11 protein-coding genes are annotated in these 16,133 nt (G+C 74.3%); 2 read left to right on the top strand and 9 right to left on the bottom strand.

The genetic code is table 11. From position 1 onward, the window contains the following. Window positions 1–2,226, bottom strand: a 2,226-nt coding sequence (locus ACWDBB_RS21390) for a DNA gyrase/topoisomerase IV subunit B (RefSeq protein WP_449791113.1), incomplete at its 3' end; no start/stop codon positions are given. 539 nt (window positions 2,227–2,765) lie between these two features. Between ACWDBB_RS21390 and ACWDBB_RS21385 the strand changes: the two genes are divergently transcribed. Then, window positions 2,766–2,996 (top strand): DUF7455 domain-containing protein, encoded by a 231-nt coding sequence (locus tag ACWDBB_RS21385; RefSeq protein WP_449791112.1) that lies wholly within the window; start codon window positions 2,766–2,768, stop codon window positions 2,994–2,996. Window positions 2,997–3,258: 262 nt separating this feature from the next. Here the strand turns inward: ACWDBB_RS21385 and ACWDBB_RS21380 are convergent, their stop codons facing one another. From ACWDBB_RS21380 to ACWDBB_RS21345, 8 genes are all read right to left on the bottom strand, one after another. Further along, a complete protein-coding gene (locus ACWDBB_RS21380; protein ID WP_449791118.1) occupies window positions 3,259–4,059 on the bottom strand; it encodes a S1 family peptidase in 801 nt (266 codons plus the stop codon). A 319-nt stretch (window positions 4,060–4,378) separates the two neighbouring features. Further along, the gene (locus tag ACWDBB_RS21375; protein WP_449791111.1) at window positions 4,379–6,028 is read right to left on the bottom strand and encodes an RNA polymerase sigma factor; all 1,650 of its coding nucleotides are present in this window, start codon (window positions 6,026–6,028) and stop codon (window positions 4,379–4,381) included. 569 nt (window positions 6,029–6,597) lie between these two features. Then, window positions 6,598–7,530, bottom strand: coding sequence for a FadR/GntR family transcriptional regulator (locus ACWDBB_RS21370; RefSeq protein WP_449791110.1), 933 nt, complete (start codon window positions 7,528–7,530; stop codon window positions 6,598–6,600). 165 nt (window positions 7,531–7,695) lie between these two features. Beyond that, a complete protein-coding gene (locus ACWDBB_RS21365; protein WP_449791109.1) occupies window positions 7,696–8,601 on the bottom strand; it encodes a hypothetical protein in 906 nt (301 codons plus the stop codon). Window positions 8,602–8,604: 3 nt separating this feature from the next. Beyond that, window positions 8,605–10,245, bottom strand: coding sequence for an ATP-binding cassette domain-containing protein (locus tag ACWDBB_RS21360; protein WP_449791108.1), 1,641 nt, complete (start codon window positions 10,243–10,245; stop codon window positions 8,605–8,607). Between the two features lie 315 nt (window positions 10,246–10,560). Beyond that, window positions 10,561–10,842, bottom strand: coding sequence for a hypothetical protein (locus ACWDBB_RS21355; RefSeq protein WP_449791107.1), 282 nt, complete (start codon window positions 10,840–10,842; stop codon window positions 10,561–10,563). A gap of 145 nt (window positions 10,843–10,987) precedes the next feature. Beyond that, the gene (locus tag ACWDBB_RS21350; protein WP_359912725.1) at window positions 10,988–11,746 is read right to left on the bottom strand and encodes an NUDIX hydrolase; all 759 of its coding nucleotides are present in this window, start codon (window positions 11,744–11,746) and stop codon (window positions 10,988–10,990) included. Window positions 11,747–11,937: 191 nt separating this feature from the next. Further along, on the bottom strand, window positions 11,938–14,064 hold the full coding sequence (locus ACWDBB_RS21345; RefSeq protein ID WP_449791117.1) for an amylo-alpha-1,6-glucosidase: 2,127 nt from the start codon (window positions 14,062–14,064) through the stop codon (window positions 11,938–11,940). Window positions 14,065–14,809: 745 nt separating this feature from the next. On the opposite strand from ACWDBB_RS21345, the gene ACWDBB_RS21340 reads away from it, so the two are divergent. After that, on the top strand, window positions 14,810–16,123 hold the full coding sequence (locus ACWDBB_RS21340) for an alpha/beta fold hydrolase (RefSeq protein WP_449791106.1): 1,314 nt from the start codon (window positions 14,810–14,812) through the stop codon (window positions 16,121–16,123). Window positions 16,124–16,133: the final 10 nt, after the last annotated feature.

Here is a 16,133-nt window from a genome sequence, read left to right as displayed (position 1 = left end):
CCCAGCTGCTGTACGGCATGCGCACCTCGCTGCTGATCGCCTTCGCGGCCGCCGCGGTGACCACCACGCTGGGGGTGCTCGCCGGTGTCGCGGTGACCTGACCGGACCGGCGACCTCCCCCCGGCAGCGCGAGCGGTCCAGGGTGGCCGCCGAGTCCACGATGAACTCCTTGCGCGGGGCGACGTCGTTGCCCATCAGCAGGTCGAAGATCCTCTCGGCCTGCTCCAGGTCGCCCAGGTTGATCCGGCGCAGCGTGCGGTGGCGCGGGTCCATGGTGGTCTCGGCCAGCTGGTCGGCGTCCATCTCGCCCAGACCCTTGTAGCGCTGCACCGGCTCCTTCCAGCGCTGCCCCTTGCGCTGGAACTCCAGCAGCGTGGAGCGCAGTTCGGAGTCGGAGTAGGTGTAGTGGTACTTCTCCTGGCCGCGCTTGGGGTTGGTGAGCTCGATCCGGTGCAGCGGCGGCACGGCGGCGAAGACCCGGCCCTGCTCGACCATCGGCCGCATGTAGCGGTGGAAGAGGGTGAGCAGCAGAGTGCGGATGTGCGAGCCGTCGACGTCGGCGTCGGCCATGAAGATGACCCGGCCGTAGCGGGCCTGGTCGATGTCGAAGGTGCGGCCCGAACCGGCCCCTATCACCTGGATGATCGCGGCGCACTCGGCGTTCTTGAGCATGTCGCTCACCGAGGCCTTCTGGACGTTGAGGATCTTGCCGCGGATCGGCAGCAGCGCCTGGAACTCGGAGTTGCGGGCGAGCTTGGCGGTGCCGAGCGCGGAGTCCCCCTCGACGATGAACAGTTCGCTGCGGTCGACGTCGTCGCTGCGGCAGTCGGCCAGCTTGGCGGGCAGCGAGCTGGTCTCCAGCGCGGTCTTCCGGCGCTGGGCTTCCTTGTGCTGCCGGGCGGCGACCCGGGTGCGGGCGGCCGCGACGACCTTGTCCAGCACGGCCCTGGCCTGGAGCTTCTGGTCCTTCTTGGCCGAGGTGAGGAAGGCCTTGAGCTCCTTGGCGACGACGGCGGCGACGATCCGGTTGGCCGCCGAGGTGCCGAGCACCTCCTTGGTCTGGCCCTCGAACTGCGGCTCGGCGAGCCGGACGGTGACCACCGCGGTGAGGCCCTCGGTGGCGTCGTCCTTGGTGATGTCGTCCTCGGCCACGCGCAGCAGCTTGCTCGCGCGCAGCGCCTCGTTGACCGTCTTGGCCAGCGAGCGCTCGAAACCGGTGACGTGGGTGCCGCCCTTGGGGGTGGCGATGATGTTGACGAAGGAGCGCAGGGTGGTGTCGTAACCGGCGCCCCAGCGCAGCGCGATGTCCACGCCGAGGGTGCGGGTGACCTCGGTGGGGGTCATGTGGCCGAGGTCGTCCAGGACCGGCACGGTCTCCTTGAAGGTGCCCTCGCCGCGCAGCCGCAGCACGTCGCAGACCGGCTTGTCGGGGGCCAGGAACTCGCAGAACTCGGCGATGCCGCCGTCGTAGCGGAAGACCGACTCCTCGATCTGGTCGCTCTCGGTGAGGCGCTCGTCACGCACCACGATGGTCAGCCCGGGGACCAGGAAGGCGGTCTGCCGGGCGCGGCTGTGCAGCGTCTCCAGGGAGAGCTTGGCGTCCTTGAGGAAGATCTGCCGGTCGGCCCAGTAGCGGATCCTGGTGCCGGTGCGGGTCTTGGGCACCCTGCGGGCCTTGGTCAGGCCGTTGCCCGGCTCGAAGGGCGCGTCCGGGCTGGTCTCGGTGAAGATGCCGGGAGTGCCGCGGCGGAAGCTGATCGCGTGGGTGTGCCCGCCGCGGTCGACCTCGACGTCGAGGCGGGCGGAGAGCGCGTTGACGACCGAGGCGCCGACACCGTGCAGACCGCCGGAGGCCGCGTAGGAGCCGCCGCCGAACTTGCCGCCGGCGTGCAGCTTGGTCATCACGACCTCGACGCCGGACAGCCCGGTCTTGGGCTCGACGTCGACCGGGATGCCGCGCCCGTTGTCCCGGACCTCGACCGAGGAGTCGGGGTGCAGCACGACGTCGATGCGGTCGCAGTAGCCGCCGAGCGCCTCGTCGACGGAGTTGTCGATGATCTCCCAGAGGCAGTGCATCAGGCCGCGGCTGTCGGTCGAGCCGATGTACATGCCCGGGCGCTTGCGGACCGCCTCCAGGCCCTCCAGGACGAGCAGGTGCCGCGCGGTGTAGTTGGAACCGTCGTCGCCGGCCAGCAGCGCGGACGGCACGGTCGTTTCGGCACTCACGCGGCACTCTCCTCAGTGAAGTTCTGTCTCATCGGTCACATCCGGACGCATCCGGACCAAACGCCAGTGCAGCACGCCGCACCGACACCCGTCGCCCTGCGTGCCCGATCCCCTGCACCGGGTGCGCAGCACGACGGGCCGGCCCCGCGCAGCTTGTACGCGCTGCGCGAACAAGCACCGCACCCGGGCGCGGGCCCCGGGGGCGCCATCTCCTCCCGGTACCACCGGTCCTGGCGGATCGTGGGGCCCGGTGCAGGCTCCGGAACTGCCGTTATGCAGGCTACCGGGGCCCGGGGCGGGGCTTATGCTCCAACCCGGCAGAGGATTATGCTACGCGGACGCCGCACCCGATCCCGATCGGGCGTTCGAGCGGCGGGCGGATCCCGGGATTTCGGCACGCATGAACCACCGACGCCCGGGGCACGTCCTCATCAACGCAGCAGAATCCTCAGAGAAGAAAAGCCACGAGCGGGAACGTTTTCGGCCTGGTTGGATGTTGACCCTGGTACGACAGCTCGTCGAGCTAGAGAAGAGGCGACGTGACTACTGTTCTGACCCCTGCGAGCCCGCTCACCGCGGCTGACCGCTGCGACCGCTGCGGCGCCCAGGCCTACCTGCGCGTCGTACTCGCCAGCGGCGGAGAGCTGCTCTTCTGCGCCCACCACGGCCGGAAGTTCGAGCCCGAGCTCAAGAAGATCGCCGTGGAGATACAGGACGAGAGCGGCCGTCTGACCACGACCGCTGCCACGGCCGCAGACGAAGAGCGCTGATCCCGGGCGCCAAAACCAGCAGCCGGCGTCGTGCTGTGTCCGGTCGCGCACCGCGCGCGACCGGTGAGCCGGGCGGCCGACCCCTTCGGGGGCCGACCGCCCGGCTCTGCTGTACCCGGCACGCCTTCCCGGGCCCACCGACGGCCCGGCTCGCACGGGCGGTGAAGCCGACGCGGTGTCAGATTCCGGCGCCGGCAGGTGATCGGCCGCTCACCCACGGCGAGGGTCATGGCGCCGGACACGACACCGCGTCCGCGGGCGGTCACAGGACCGCGCGCACCGCGTCCGCGACCGAGGACACCCTGGTGTAGACGCCGGGGTGGGCCGCCTCGGCGCACCCCGTCCCCCAGGACACCAGGCCGACCAGCCGACCGTCGACAATCATCGGGCCGCCGCTGTCGCCCTGGCAGGCGTCCTTTCCGCCCCGCTCCTCGCTCGCGCAGACCATGCCCCGGGCGTCGAACCTTCCGTCCGGCCCTCCCGGGTAGGCCTGCGCGCAGGTGCGGTCCGGCACGATCGGCACGGACACCACACGCAGCGTGGGCGAGTAGTCACCCCGCCCGGTGGTGTCGCCCCAGCCGTACACGTGCGTCGTGGTCCCGGCCGCGTACGGTGCCGTCTCGCCCTGGCCGACCAGTCCGACCACCGGCCGGGCTCCCTGGGACTCGGCGAGGGTGAGCACCGCGACGTCGTTCATGTTGGCGGCGAAGGAGTAGTCGGGATGGATCCAGACCGACCGCACCGCCACCTCGCGGCCGGCCGTGCTCCGCATGTCGTCCCGGCCGACGATCACCTTGAGGCCCGGCCGCTCCACCCGGCCCCTGGACTCGTCGTAGAAGCAGTGCGCGGCCGTCACCACCTTGGTCGGGGTGACCAGCGCGCCCCCGCAGAACTGGCCGGAACGGCCGCCGCCGAACTGCTGGCGACTGGACAGCGCCACGATCCATGGGTGGTCCGCGGTGCTCGCCGCGGTCCCGCCGACCACCCGGCGCTGCGCCTCGGCCGGCGCCGCGGTGCCGACGGCGACCAGCGGGACGGGCACCGCGGCGATCAGCGCCAGCACGGCGGCCCTGCGGCGGCGGCCCGCCCGGACTGCGGCCGGATCGGCCCGGTCGGAGAGGTCCGCCGGGGACGGGGTGGGCGTCGGCAGGTCAGTGCGGTCCGGCTCGGTCGGCACCGTGACTCCAGGGGGCTCGGAAGCAGGCAACCGGCACAGCGTAGGTGACCGGCTACACGGTGCGACCGCTTCCCGCCGCCCCGCCACCCGGACGAGGGACAACCACCACCCGGACGCTGACGCACCCGGCCCGGGCAGCCACGAAGGCCCGGAGCCGTGCGGCTCCGGGCCTTCGTGCGGAACGGTGTGGAACGACTGCCGTCGATCAGTCCAGGTAGTCGCGCAGCACCTGGGAGCGCGACGGGTGGCGCAGCTTCGACATGGTCTTCGACTCGATCTGGCGGATGCGCTCACGGGTGACCCCGTACACCTTGCCGATCTCGTCCAGCGTCTTCGGCTGGCCGTCGGTCAGGCCGAAGCGCATCGAGACCACGCCCGCCTCGCGCTCGGACAGGGTGTCCAGCACCGAGTGCAGCTGCTCCTGGAGCAGGGTGAACGAGACCGCGTCGGCCGGGACGACCGCCTCGGAGTCCTCGATCAGGTCACCGAACTCGCTGTCGCCGTCCTCGCCCAGCGGGGTGTGCAGGGAGATCGGCTCGCGACCGTACTTCTGGACCTCGATGACCTTCTCGGGGGTCATGTCGAGTTCCTTGGCCAGCTCCTCCGGGGTGGGCTCGCGGCCCAGGTCCTGGAGCATCTGGCGCTGGACGCGGGCCAGCTTGTTGATGACCTCGACCATGTGCACCGGGATGCGGATGGTGCGGGCCTGGTCGGCCATGGCGCGGGTGATCGCCTGGCGGATCCACCAGGTGGCGTAGGTCGAGAACTTGTAGCCCTTGGTGTAGTCGAACTTCTCGACCGCACGGATCAGACCGAGGTTGCCCTCCTGGATCAGGTCCAGGAAGAGCATGCCGCGACCGGTGTAGCGCTTGGCCAGCGAGACCACCAGGCGGAGGTTGGCCTCCAGCAGGTGGTTCTTGGCCCGGCGGCCGTCCTCGGCGATGATCTCCAGCTCGCGCTTGAGCTTCGGGGCGAGCTTGTCGGCGGCCGAGAGCTTGTCCTCGGCGAACAGGCCGGCCTCGATGCGCTTGGCGAGCTCGACCTCCTGCTCGGCGTTGAGCAGCGGGACCTTGCCGATCTGCTTCAGGTAGTCCTTGACCGGGTCGGCGGTGGCGCCGGCGACGGCGACCTGCTGGGCCGGCGCGTCGTCCTCGTCGTCGTCGGAGAGGACGAAGCCCTCCGACTCCTCCTCCGGACCGGTGCCCTCGGCCTCGGCCTTGTCGCCGGGCAGAGCGACGTCCTCGAGCAGCTCCTCCTCGCCGAGCAGCTCCTCGTCGCCCTTGGCACCCTTGCCGGCGGCCGTCTTCTTGGCGGCGGTCTTCTTGGCGGGCGCGGCGGTCTTCTTGGCCGCGGCCTTCTTGGCCGGGGCGGCCTTCTTCGCGGCCGACTTCACCTCGGCGACGACGCCGGTCGTCGCCTCGGCGGTGATCTCGGCGGAGACGGTGGGAGCCGGGGCCGCGGCGGCGGCGACGGCCGGAGCCGCGACGGGGGCGCCGGGGGCGATCCGCACCGGCGGCTTGGTCGGGGCCGACGGGGCGGCCGGGGTCCGGGTGGTGACAGCCTTGGTGGCGGTGCGCTTGGTGGGGCTCTTGGCGGCAACGCTCTTGCGCTTGGCGCCGGCCGGTTCGGCCGCGCTGACCATGAGGTCCACGCCCTCCTCAATCAGCACCTGATTGAGGCTGCGCATGACGTTCTTCCACTTGGTGACCGGGATCTGGTCCGCCTCGAACGCCTGGCGCACGTCGTCACCGGCGATCTGCCCCTGGGCCTTGCCCCGCTCGATGAGCGCCAGCAGAGCCGCGGACTCGGCGATCTCGGGGGGAAGCGAACGGGATGTGCTGGCCGACACGAACAACCTCTCGGACGATGAGTGGACTCGAACCCGTACCGGCCGCCCGAGCGGGCGGGGAAGGAGATCGCGCGCCGGACGCGCGGTGTCGATTCCGACCGACTCGGGTTTGAGGACTGGGTTTGCAGGACGGCAGCAGCGCCGCGGACCAACACAGCATTCTGACATGTTGGAGTATTCCGGAGCTGCTTCCGCTCAGGACACATCGCTGCTACTCGTCAAGTGTTACGCATGGCCTTCGTGTCGCGGGTCACACCATCCGGCGCCCGCGACCGGGGGCCGCTTCCATCATCGCGCACTCGCGGAGCGAACTATTGTCATGAGCAGGCCCGAAAATGGGCCCGCCTCTCACCGCGGCTTTCCCGGGCCCGCCTTTCGACGGGACGCCCCGAAGGGCCCCTCGGCCTCGACCCCGGCCTCGATCCCGGCTCCGGCTCCGACACCGGCACCGGGCGGCGGACGGGCGGGTGACGGCATGCGGAGGCCCCCCGGCTGCGCCGCGCGGTGCGGTCGGAGGGCCCTGGCGGGAGCGGGCCGCCGCCATCCGGCGCCTCCGCTCGTGGAGAACAGCCCGTTCAGTGCTCCCTGGGCGCGGGGACGGACGGCTCGATCTCGGGATGCACGGTGAGCAGCGCCCTCATCGCGGCCTCGCCCGCGGTGCCGTCGCCGGCGCCCAGCGCGTCCACCAGCCGGGCGTGCAGGCCGACCGAGGACTCGGAGGGCCGCTCGCAGGAGATCGCCGGGCCACCGGAGACCTGCAGCGCGCAGGCGACGATCCCGGACAGGTGCTCGAGCATCCGGTTTCCGGCCAGCTGGAGGATCAGGCCGTGCAGCTCGGCGTCGGCCCGGGTGTAGGTGGAGAGGTCGGCCTGGGAGGCGGCGTGACCCATGATCTCGACCAGCTCGACCAGGCGCTGCTGGACGTCCTCACGGCCGTGGCCGGCGGCGAGCCGGGCGGCCAGCGGCTCGATCGCCCAGCGGAGCTCGAACAGTTCCCGGCGCTGCTCGTCCCGCTGCGGTCCGAAGGCGCGCCACTCGATGATGTCCGGGTCCAACAGGTTCCAGTCGCCGACCGGGCGGACCCGGGTGCCGACGTTCGGCCGGGCGCTGACCAGGCCCTTGGCCTCCAGCACGCGCAGCGACTCGCGGACGACGGTCCTGGAGACCTCGAAGCGCTGACCGATCTCCTCGGGCACCAGCGGGCGGTCGGCGCCGAGGTCGCCGGAGACGATCATCTGGCCGAGCTGCTGGACCAGCTGGCCGTGCAGGCCGCGACCGCGGCTGCTGGTGGTCTTGCGACCGACCCGGGCGATGTCGGACTCGGCGCCCTCCCAGCGGGGCGCCGGCGGAGTCGGCCGGTCGGCGTACGAGAAGCGGTCCAGGTCGCCGGGGCCGTGGATCGGCCCTTCGGCGGAACGGGCGGGGGTCATGGTGGGGTGCGCAAGGGTACTCACGCCTCCTTTGTCGGCGATCGGCAGGCGTGGCTTGAGAATTCTCGTGAAAAGCACACGAAAGGGTGATCGACCGTGACTGGATAATTGACTTCTTATCAGGAAGAAACGCGCATTGCGGTCACTGCTGGTCGATCTTGGAAGACCCGGGCAGGACGGCTTCCGCCGGGCAGCCGCAGGGCCCGGCCGGGTCCTGCACGGGCGGCGCCACGCGGTGGGGCGCTACAGGGCGCGGCGGCGGGCCTGGACCAGCAGGGCGGCGAGCAGCAGGAGCGCCGCGGGGGCCACGACCGCGGCGAGCAGCGCCGGATCGGTCAGCGCCACGCTCCCGGCCACCGCCCCGTGCGCACCGCCGTACACCCAGGCGTAGGCCGACTCGATCCCGGACTGGAACGGCAGCAGCTCGGCCGCCCGGATCGGCCACGGCCTTCCGGTGTGACGCAGCAGCAGCGCGACGCCGGACTCCAGCAGCGGTGGCAGCGCGCACAGCAGCAGTACCCCGGCCGCGGCGCCGCGGGTCAGCGAGGCGGTCAACAGCCCGGTCCAGCCCGCCGCCACGGTGAGCAGGACGAAGGCCAGCAGCGCGGCGGGCACCCCCTGACCGGCCACCAGTCCGAGCGGGGCGAACACGCCCGGCAGGTCGGACAGCCCGGACAGCCCGGCGCCGTTCAGCGCCTCGGCCACCCGGCCCGACAGCGCGGCCGGGTCCGCCCAGGCCGTCACGGCGACGCCGTCCGGCAGCGCGACGTGCACGACCACCGTGTCGAGCAACAGGGTGGCCAGCGCCAGCAGCGCCGCCACCGGACCGATCACCAGCAGCTTGGCCAGCAGCAGCCGGACCCGACGCGGGTACGACACGTGGGAGGCCGGCAGCCCCGGGTGGCGCACCTCGTGCCCGTACGAGAGCGCGCCCAGCACGCCTGCGCCGAGCGCCGCGAAGGGCAGTGGGACCAGCGGGAGGGCGGCGGTCAGCAGCCGCACCCCGGCCGCGGCCCCCAACGGGCCGTCCGGGGTCCGGCTCGCCAGTACGGCGGCCAGGACGGCGTCGCCGAGCAGCACGGCGGCGAGCAGCACCCAGGTGGAAGGCAGGCCGCGCAGGCGGCGCAGCTCGTAGGCCAGGACATGCACGGTTCACTCGCTCCGGTGGTCGTCGGGGGTGGCGGGGGCCGCGGGGGTGGCGGGCGTCTTGCGGGGCTGGGCGGTGGAGGCCCGGACGGCGGGGGCCGTGGAGTGGGCGGGGGTGACAGGAACGGCGGAAGCCGTGGAGCGGGCGGTGGAGGCCCGGACGGCGGGGGTGCCCGAGGCGGGGCGGCGGAGACGGACGGTGTCGTCGGCGAGCAGGTCCTCGGTGCTCTCCCGACAGCCCAGGGGCCGGACCCGGATGGGCGCCTGGGGCGGGGCCGGGACCGGGTCGTCGCGGAAGAGCCGGTCGACAGCCACGGTGGGGGCGGGTTCGGCAGCGGCGTCGGGCCCGGTCTTCGCGGTCGACTCCGGGCGAGGCCCTGCGGGCTCCGGGCGACGGGCGGCCGAGCCGAGGGCAGGGAACGCGGCGGCAGGGAGGGCGGCGGCGGCCGCGGCGGGCAGGGCGCGAGTGGGCAGCGAGCCGTCCTGCAGGAGGCGGTGCGGGGCGCTGCGCCTCGGGTCGGTGGCGCCTTCGGCCGCGGGGGCGGGGGCGGCAGAGGTGGCAGGGGCGGTGGCCGGCGCGGCTTGGGTGGCGACGGCCGGTGCGACCGGGACCGGGGTCGCCGTGGGCTCGGCCGGGGGCGGCACCGCTTCGGTCGGGGCTGACGCGGCGGCCGGTCCGGCGGTGCGCTCCGCGCCGCTCGGCCCGGCCTCGGGTTCCGGATCGAGGCGGGGACGGCCGGAGCCGCCCGAGCCGGTCGGCAGGACGATCCGCGGCGCCGGCTGCTCGACCACCCGGTCGGCCAGCTCGTGCAGCAGGATCCCGTGACGGTAGGCGAGTTCGCCGATCTCGGTGCGGTCGATGCCGGCCACCGCGAGCCCCACGTTGCCGTCCCGCCGGACCTCCGCGCCCTGGCTGACCAACAGATCGGCCAGCCGCGCCATCTGCGGCCCCCGGACGGCCACTTCGGGGCTGATCCTGGTCCGCCGGAACTCCGCGACCGGCTGGTCGGCGACCAGTCGGCCGCGGTCCAGGGTGACCACCCGGTCGGCGATCTGCGAGGCCTCCTGCGGGGTGCGGGTGGTCACCAGGACGGTGCCGCCGGCGTCGCCGAAGGAGCGCAGGAAGGAGTGGAACCACTCGACGTTGCGCGGCGACAGGCCCTCGGCGGGCTCGTCCAACAGCAGCGCGCCGGGGTCGCCGAGCAGGGCGGCGGCCAGGGCCAGACGGCGGTGCATGCCGGGCGAGAAGGTGCGCAGTCGCTGCCCGGCGACGGTGGCCAGCCGGGTCTGTTCCAGCAGTTCGTCGGCCCGCCGAACCGGGACGCCGACGGCCGCGGCGAGCATCCGCAGGTGGCTGCGCGCCCTGCGGCCCGGGTGCCCGGCCACCGCGGCGTCCCCGGTGCCGGGCAGCAGCACCCCGACCTCGCGCTCCGGGTGGCGCAGCCGCCGGTAGGGACGGCCGTCGAAGAGCGTGACGCCCTGGCCGCGTTCGAGTTCGAGCATCAGCCGCAGCGCGGTGGACTTGCCCGCTCCCTCGGCACCGAGCAGCGCCGTCACCGTGCCGGGCCGGGCGTCGAAGGTCAGATCGAGCACCGCGGGCGGAGCACCCTTGCAATAGACCTTGGTCAGTCCGGTGATCTGGATCATCGCTGGCTGCTCCCATGCCGTCGGCCGACCTGCTCGACGCGGAGCGCCCCTGACGGGCATGCACCCGCTCGGCTCCGCGCCAGCACATTAGGGGGCGGCGGCGGCTATTCCGGGCATTACGGGAACGGCACGGGCCCACCGACTGCCCACCTCACCCGATCAGGGGACAATCCGATCCTGCGATTCACGGGCGGCGGCCGGTTCGTTCCGGAGGACTCCGACACGGAGCTGTCCGCAGTGCTTCGCCGGCTGTGGTGCTTCGACGGCTGTGGCGCCTGAGGCCGGGCGGAACGCCGTACCCGGCGAGGGACGTCCCTATAGCGTGTCGGGCCAGGGCAGGGGCGGGAGCTGCTCGCCGCCGCACACCGCGTGGAACTCGTCGACGGCGGCCTGGCCCTCGACCGTGATCTCACCCAGCCGTTCGCGCTCGGCGGCCAGCCGCTCCTGCACGGCGGCGATCGCCTCGGGCGCCGCGCGCCCGGCCTGCAGCGCGGCCAGTTCCCGTTCCGTGGCGGTGGTGGTCGTGTCGAGGCTCCGGTAGTCCGCCGCCAGCCGCTCGATGAGGATCCGCTGGTTGGCGCAGTCCTCGATGGCCATCGCGGGGCTCCCTGGGCCGGAAGGCCTCCGGCCCGGCGGCCGGAGCGTCCACCGACACTCTGCGCCGTCGTCCCCGGGTTCGCAGCCAGGCCGGGCCATTCGGCTGCCGGGGCCGCGGTGGGCCGGGTTCGGGGCCCGCGGGGGTTCAGGACTCCGGGCGGAGCATGGGCGGGTTGAGGACGGTGGCACCACCGGCGGTGAACAACTGGGCCGGGCGGCCGCCCTGACGGGTCGTCGTACCGCCGGAGGGCAGCAGGAAGCCGGGGGTGCCGGTGACCTTGCGGTGGAAGTTCCGCGGGTCCAGCACCACGCCCCAGACGGCCTCGTAGACCCGGCGCAGCTCGCCGACGGTGAACTCGGTTGGACAGAAGGCGGTGGCGAGGGAGGAGTACTCGATCTTGGAGCGGGCGCGCTCCACGCCGTCGGCGAGGATCAGGCCGTGGTCGAAGGCGAGCGGGACGCCGTCGGCCGGGTTCTCGCCGAGGAGCTCACCGACCGGGGCCCAGCGGGCGCTGCTGGCGTCGCCGCCGGCCCGGGGCGTCGGGAGGTCGGGAGCGAGCACCAGGTAGGCGACGCTGACCACGCGCATCCGGGGGTCGCGCTGCGGGTGGCCGTAGGTGGCGAGCTGCTCCAGGTGGGCGCCGGCCGCGCCGGGGCCGACCGCGTCATGGCCGGGGGCGGTGTGGGCGCGCAGGCCGGTCTCTTCGGCCAGCTCGCGGGAGGCGGCCTCGGCCAGGCCCTCGTCCGGACGAACGAAGCCGCCGGGCAGCGCCCAGTACCCCTGGAACGGCGGCTCGCCTCGTCTGACCAGCAGGGCGCAGAGCGAGTGGTCGCGCACCGTCAGCACCACCAGGTCAACCGTGACAGCGAACGGAGGGAAGGCCGACGGATCGTAACGCGACATGGCGACGATCATAGTCGTCTCTCTGACGATAAGCACAGGCCCGTGCGTGGAACGCGGGGGCCGGTGCCCCACGCCCTGGCCTGCGCGGCCCTGCGCGAGCCGCTCACCGCCACGCGGTGCCGAGAGCGGGCGGGCGCGGCGTCGGTGACCGAGCGTCACCGACGCCGGGGCGTGGTCGGGCGGCGACGGGCTCAGCGGGCGACGAGTTGCAGGTCCGCGGACGCCTCCTCCACCATCGCCACGCCGATCCGGCTCACCCGGACGGAGAAGGGCTCGCCCGCCACCCGCAGACCGGTCAGCTCCAGCTCGCCGAGCGGTGCGGTGCTCGCCGGGCGGACCAGCACCCGGCCACCCGGGACGTCGGGCCGCACCCCGGCGAGGGCGAACACCGCGTGCACGGCACCGGCCGCGGAGACCGCTGCCGGGCGGCAGGCGGCCGGGTGGGGCACCGGCGGGCAGCCGAGGACGCGCTGCTCCCCCGCGTACATCTCCGGCAGCCGCCCCTCGAAGTGGGCGCTCGCGGCGAGCAGGCCCTCCAGGAGGGTGCCGGCCTCGTTCTCGTGACCGGCCTCGGCCAGTCCGGCGACCGCCAGCGCCGTCTCGTGGACCCGCACGGCGCCGCCGCGGTGACCCAGTGGGTTGAAGCGGGGCGACTTGGCGCTCAGGGTGCGCAGGCCCCAGCCGCTGTCCAGCTCCGGCGCGGCCAGGCGCTGGGCAAGCAGCCGGGTCTGCTCGCGGTCCAGCAGGCCGTCGTGCCGACCACCGTCGACGGCGAGCCCGGTGTCCAGCAGGTGCACGAGGGAGGAGGCGACGGCGGGCAGCGGCTGACCGCCCGGGGCCAGGCCGGCCGCGGGGCGGCCGCCGGACAGGTCGTCGATCCAGAACCGCTCGCGGAAGCGCCCGCGCAGCGCGGCGGCCCAGCCGCGCCAGTCCTCGGCGCCCGGCCGGCCGAAGGCCTCCAGCAGCTCGGCCCCGTGCAGGGCGGCGCGGTGGGCCTGCGCCTGGACCTCGGCGCGGGCGGCGACCGGTTGGGCGGATCGCTCCTCCGCCGGGCGGCTCAGGTCGGCGACGAAGCCGTCGACCAGGCCCTCGCGCAGGGCGGCCAGGGCCCGTTCGGCGGCCGGGAGCAGCTCGGCGACCTCCGCCGGGGGCAGGCCCCAACGCCACGCCTCGGCCAGCACGGTGACGAACAGCAGGGTGGCCTCGGTGGCGGTGCAGGTGGGCGGCAGCTCGGGACCACCGTGGCGCAGGGCGCCGGGCAGCAGGCCCTCGGGGCGGCCCGGGGCGGGGGCGAGCTGCTGGCGGCGGGCCAGCGCCCGGAGGGTGCCGGCCGCCAGCCGCGTGCCGAGCGGCAGGGTCAGCCGCGCGGCCCAGAGCGCGTCGGCCGGAGCGAGGCCGAAGCGCCAGGGCGCGCCGGAGGCCGGGTAGAGGTCGGTCGGGCGGTCCGGGTCGGCGAACAGCAGCCCGCCGAGGGCGTCCAGCGAGCGCGAGACCAGTGGGGCGGCCCGGGTGTCGTCGCTGCGGACCTCGGGCTCGGACCAGGGCAGCGGGACGCCGGTGCCGCGGCCGCCCGGCGGGCGCGGGCCGCCGCTGGCGCTCTCCAGCTGGGTGTGCAGCTCGACCGACCAGCGGGCGCCGGGCTGGACCTCCAGGTCCCAGCGGAGCACGCCGGCGCCGGCCAGGACGGCGTGCGGGGAGGGCTTGGCACTGACCACGGCACTGTGGACGGGGCCCGTCCAGCGCAGTCCGGCGGACTGCACCTGCCCCGGCAGGTCGGGCTGGCGGTGCCCGGCGGCGATCTCGGCGACCGGGCCGAGGTCGGTGCCGAGGGCTATCTCCAGCGGCAGCCGGGCGGGCCGCGGACCGGTGTTGCGCACGACGACGGTCTCCACGCCGTCCGCGTGCCGCAGCCGCTCGACGGTGAGCGCAGGGTCCGGGTCGAGGTCGCCGGGGAGGCGGACGGCACCGAGGAAGCGGGCCTGGGCGGTGCTGGTCAGGGCGCCCTGGAGCGGCAGCGGCTCCATGCCGCCCAGCCGCAGCTCCATCCGGGCGAGCGCCCGGACGCCGTTGCGGTAGAAGCCGTGCAGGCCGTGGCCGCGCAGCTGACCGTCGGGGCCGGAGGCAGCCATCGCTGGGGCGTTGACACAGATCACCGCGTGGTGGACGGCGGGCGGCTGCGGGCGCGGCGGGGCCGCGGGGCGGGCCGGACCGGCCGGTGCGCCCGCGGGCCCGGCCGCCGGGGCCTGGTCGGGGCGGCCCACCGGCCTGGGCGGCGCGCCGACCACGCTCTCGGCCGGCATGGCCTGTGGTGGCCTCATGGCGGTCACCGGACTCTCCTCCCCTCGGCGGTCCGGTGGCCGGGTCAGGCCGGTGGGCCGCTAGCGTGCTCGATCACGTGCTGTTGGTGCCGGGCCGACGGGGCCGTCCCGCCGGCGGTGTGCCATGTCTGGCCGTACCCGGTGTCGGGTCGTGCCATGCGGTGCGCGGTACCGGACCGGTACCGGCGCGCCGCTCCTTCGTTCCGGGGCGCGTCACCGGGCCCGGCACGCCGTCAGGTCCATCGTTCCGGACCGCCGGTGACGCCATTCCCCACGGCCCGGACCCGCCGGACCGCCCGGCCCCGCGGCGGCGACCCGTCGTACTGTCGTACGCGGCGGCCGAGGCTGCCGGTGCCCGGGCGGCCGGGCCCGCACCGCCCGGCGATCGGCCCGCTCGGACCGGGTGCAGGCCCCCGGAGTCAACGCCGCGCACGGCCACCAGGTCACGCCCCGCTGCTGCGCCGCTGGTCGGGGCTGCCCTGCCGGGCGGTGTACCGCCTCCGTCGGAACGCCACCGGGCCCTCGCCGCGAGCACGTCACCGTCCGCGGGCCCGGGGCCGGCACCCGTCGTACAGGCCGCCGTCGGGCCTGCTCGGGCCGGGGTCGGCCGTCCGGTCGGACGGACGGGGCGGTCGAACCGTGCTCGACCGCCGCCAGGATACGGTGCGGGGGTCGCGGCCCCCGCACCCGGTGGCCCCGTGAACCGCGACGCCACCGCTGTGACCAGCAGAGACCGAGGAGTTGCATGTCCACCATCAGCCGGCTGCCCGGGATTGTCACGACCGACCACATATTCCAGCTGCCGCTCGACCACGCCGCCCCTCAGGGCGAGCAGATCGAGGTGTACGCCCGTGAGGTGGTGGCGGCGGGCCGCGAGCGGGACGACCTTCCCTGGCTGGTCTTCCTCCAGGGCGGGCCGGGCGGCAAGGCCACGCGCCCGAACGGCCGGGACGCCTGGTTGGACCGCGCCCTGGACGACTACCGGGTGCTCCTGCTGGACCAACGCGGCACCGGGCGGTCCACCCCCGCGACCCGGCAGACCCTCGCCCGGCGCGGCGGCCCGCAGGAGCAGGCTGACTACCTGGCCCACTTCCGCGCGGACTCGATCGTCCGGGACGCCGAGCTGATCCGTGAGCGGCTGCTCGGTGCCGACCGGCGCTGGAGCGTGCTCGGCCAGAGCTTCGGCGGCTTCTGCACCCTCACCTACCTCTCCTTCGCCCCCGAGGGGCTGACCGAGGCCTTCATCACCGGTGGCCTCGCCGGCCTCGGCAGCTCCGCCGACGACGTCTACCGCGCCGCCTACCCGCGGGTGGCTGGCAAGAACGAGGACCACTACGCCCGGTTCCCCCAGGACGTCCAGGCGGTGCGCCGGATCGCGGCCCACCTCGCCGACTCCCCCGCGACCCTGCCGGACGGCGGGCTGCTCACCGTCGAGGCGTTCCAGGCGCTCGGCATGCTGCTCGGCGGCGGCAGCGGCTCCGGCACGCTCCACTACCTGCTGGAGGAGGCCTGGGTGGAGGGCGCCGCCGGGCCCGAGCTCTCCGACACCTTCCTGGCCGGCGCCCAGGCCCAGCTCTCCTTCGCGGGCGGCCCGCTGTACGCGGTGCTGCACGAGTCGATCTACGGCCAGCGGTCGGTGGACCAGGGCGGCACCGCCTGGGCGGCCGAGCGGGTCCGCAAGGAGTTCCCGCGGTTCGACGCCCGGTCCGCGCTGGGGTCCGACGCGCCGGTGCTGTTCACCGGGGAGATGATCTACCCCTGGATGTTCGACACCGACCCGGCGCTGCGCCCGCTGAAGGAGACCGCGGACCTGCTCGCCGCCCGCACGGACTGGCCCGACCTGTACGACCGGGCGCGGCTGGCCGCCAACACCGTGCCGGTCGTGGCGGCGGTGTACCACGACGACATGTACGTGGACACCGCCGACTCTTTGGAGACCGCCCGCGCGGTGCGCGGCCTGCGGACCTGGATCACCAACGAGTGGGAGCACGACGGCCTTCGGGTGAGCGGCGGAAAGGTGCTGGACCGCCTGATCAGGATGGCGCACGGCGAGGCGTAGCGGCCCTCGG

The organism is Kitasatospora sp. NPDC001095, from assembly GCF_053598615.1.
The sequence above is the reverse complement of the archived record's forward strand: the minus strand, read 5'-3'. Positions and strand labels throughout refer to the sequence as shown.

Excerpts from the sequence above, each read along its gene's own strand:
- ACWDBB_RS21360 (WP_449791108.1), bottom strand. The coding sequence starts at position 10,245 with ATGATCCAGATCACCGGACTGACCAAGGTCTATTGCAAGGGTGCTCCG.
- ACWDBB_RS21340 (WP_449791106.1), top strand. The coding sequence starts at position 14,810 with ATGTCCACCATCAGCCGGCTGCCCGGGATTGTCACGACCGACCACATA.
- ACWDBB_RS21355 (WP_449791107.1), bottom strand. The coding sequence starts at position 10,842 with ATGGCCATCGAGGACTGCGCCAACCAGCGGATCCTCATCGAGCGGCTG.
- ACWDBB_RS21350 (WP_359912725.1), bottom strand. The coding sequence starts at position 11,746 with ATGTCGCGTTACGATCCGTCGGCCTTCCCTCCGTTCGCTGTCACGGTT.
- ACWDBB_RS21345 (WP_449791117.1), bottom strand. The coding sequence starts at position 14,064 with ATGAGGCCACCACAGGCCATGCCGGCCGAGAGCGTGGTCGGCGCGCCG.